The following is a 2,410-nucleotide window of genomic DNA, read 5'->3' as shown; positions in this document are numbered from 1 at the left end:
GACATGAAGGTCTTGAATGGGCTGAAGTACAAGCTAAGCTCGATAACAATATTGAAAAACTATGGTCGCTCAATGAAATGGAAGCAACGGGCGGGGAACCGGATGTTGTGGGTCTTGATCAGGAGACGGGCGAATACATCTTTTATGATTGTGCAGCCGAAAGTCCTAAAGGCCGCAGAAGTGTTTGTTACGACCGTGAAGCACTGGAGGCAAGGAAAAAACACAAACCAGAAAATAGCGCTATGGATATGGCAACAGCGATGGGAATTGAAATTCTAACAGAAGAACAATACCGGGACCTGCAGAAACTTGGAAACTTCGATCTGAAAACGTCGAGCTGGGTGCAAACGCCTGAGAATATTAGAAAACTTGGCGGGGCTCTTTTTTGCGATCGCCGCTACGACACAGTTTTTGTGTACCACAATGGTGCGGATTCCTATTATGGTGCAAGAGGTTTCCGAGGATTGTTGAGGGTATAAATTTTATACGGAAAGTGATTTGTTTTGTAGATTAAGTATCAGAATCAGCCGCCAAACCAGGTGGCTGTTTCTTATTAAGCGATGGGCAACAAGTTATTCGACTAAAGGAGGATAAAATATGATCAAGTACGAAAGACCAAGAAGAATACTTTTAGATTTAGCAGTTACTTTAGATGGATTTATTGAAGGTCCTAAAGGGGAAGTAGACTGGTGCATTATGGATCCCGATATGGACTTTAAGAATTTCCTGCATCAAATAGATACTATTTTATATGGAAGAAGAAGTTATGATTTATGGGGTGAGTATAAACCTGATACTGAAGTTTCTGATACAGAAAATGATATTTGGAGATTGGTCCATAGTAAAGAGAAATATGTGTTTTCAAAAACACAAAAAAGGTCAGAAAATAACGTTACATTTATCAATGAAAATATTGAGGATGAAATCATTAAATTAAAGAATAGGCCTGGTAAAGATATTTGGCTTTATGGTGGAGCTAGTCTAATTACAACCTTTATAAACTTAGGGCTTGTAGATGAATTTAGATTGTCTGTTCACCCAATTATTTTAGGAGAAGGAAACCCCCTTTTTATTGATATTAAGCAAAGGGTGAATCTAAAACTAGTTGAAACAAAAAGGTTTTCCTCTGGTGTGGTTCAACTATGCTATCAACTAAATGAGAAGTGATCATGATACATTGTGAAGTGAGACTAAATGTGGAATAACCCCACGCATGGGGCTGTGCTAAGAGACATCAAATTCTCTGGGCATTTTTTTGCTATTTAGCCTGCTAAGCTTTCTATGTTTCACATGTCCTCCTCCCGGGAAGATGGAAATATTAGTTTCTTGATAGGAGGATTTGGACATGGCTAAAACGATTTTTATTACGGGTGCTGGCAGCGGGCTTGGCAGGGGTGCTTCACTTGGGCTTGCGAAGAAGGGGCACCGGGTGATTGCGACGACTGAGCTGACTTCCCAGAAGACGGATTTGATGCGGGAAGCTGAGGAGCAGGGGCTTGATATGGAAGTTTTCAAGCTTGATATTACAAATGAGCGGGATCGTGAGCAGATCAAGGAGTATGATTTTGATGTGTTTGTCGCGAACGCGGCGATCAATGAAGGCGGGCCGCTGGCTGAGGTGCCGATGGACCGGATTCGTGCTCTCTTTGAGGTGAATGTTTTCGCTACGTTGGAGACTGTGCAACTCGCTGCGCGTAAGCTTGTGGAAAAAGGAAATGGAAAAATCATTTTCATGAGCTCGATGGCCGGTATCTCAGCAACACCTTATGTCGGGTCATATACGGCCACGAAGCATGCGATTGAGGGAATCGCGCAAACAATGAAGTCGGAGTTGGAAAAGCACAATGTAAAAGTAGCGACGATTAACCCGGGCGCATTCGAAACTGGCTTCAACAAGCGGGCGGCAGAGGAGAAGTGGAAGTGGTTCGATGAGGACAAGAATTTTACCAGGAAAGAGGATATGGAAAAGCAGGAGGAAGGGTTGAAGAATCAATTCGATCCTGAGGATATGATTGCAAAAATGGTAGAAATCATCCCTGCAGATCACCATAAATTCCGGAATGTTTACCCTGAGGAGACGGAAAAACAGTTGAAAAAGACGCAAGAAGAAAGATGGACGATGGAAATTTAACATGGTTAGATAAGAAGCCTGGCATTCGTTGAATGCCAGGCTTCTTCGTGTTGTTCAGTAAATTATAAAATTATTTAGGTGAGATAATTACATGTAGTGGTCTTAATCCAGCTCCAGCGCCTAGCCCCTCGAGTCGCTTGTCTAGTTGCGCCTCCTAGAAACTCCGAAACTTCAACTCCGCCGGCAGAAGCAAAAAGCGCTTCTTTGTCGGAGTCTCCAGTTTCTGCGTTTCTGGACAGTCGGCTACACATTTCGATTTCGGTCCGCCCAATGAAGTCA

At 42.9% G+C, this 2,410-nt stretch carries 4 protein-coding genes; 3 read left to right on the top strand and 1 reads right to left on the bottom strand.

Annotated elements, in window-relative coordinates; genetic code table 11:
- The 3 genes from ACH0QE_RS15015 to ACH0QE_RS15005 all read left to right on the top strand — a co-directional run.
- Window positions 1-479 (top strand): DUF4256 domain-containing protein (locus ACH0QE_RS15015; protein ID WP_415801403.1); only part of this gene is annotated, 479 nt, incomplete at its 5' end.
- 118 nt (window positions 480-597) lie between these two features.
- Window positions 598-1,167, top strand: coding sequence for a dihydrofolate reductase family protein (locus ACH0QE_RS15010; RefSeq protein WP_415801402.1), 570 nt, complete (start codon window positions 598-600; stop codon window positions 1,165-1,167).
- Window positions 1,168-1,345: 178 nt separating this feature from the next.
- On the top strand, window positions 1,346-2,131 hold the full coding sequence (locus ACH0QE_RS15005) for an SDR family oxidoreductase (protein ID WP_415801401.1): 786 nt from the start codon (window positions 1,346-1,348) through the stop codon (window positions 2,129-2,131).
- Window positions 2,132-2,205: 74 nt separating this feature from the next.
- Here ACH0QE_RS15005 and ACH0QE_RS15000 read toward each other — a convergent pair.
- On the bottom strand, window positions 2,206-2,410 hold a 205-nt coding region (locus ACH0QE_RS15000; protein ID WP_415801400.1), incomplete at its 5' end, for a hypothetical protein.

The sequence above is a fragment of the Mesobacillus sp. genome (genome assembly GCF_047739415.1).
Lineage (GTDB): Bacteria > Bacillota > Bacilli > Bacillales > Cytobacillaceae > Mesobacillus.
This window is presented reverse-complemented; position numbering and strand designations above follow the sequence as displayed.

Bases quoted from the DNA above. Each gene is read 5' to 3' on its own strand.
- ACH0QE_RS15010 (WP_415801402.1), top strand. From the start codon at position 598: ATGATCAAGTACGAAAGACCAAGAAGAATACTTTTAGATTTAGCAGTT.
- ACH0QE_RS15005 (WP_415801401.1), top strand. From the start codon at position 1,346: ATGGCTAAAACGATTTTTATTACGGGTGCTGGCAGCGGGCTTGGCAGG.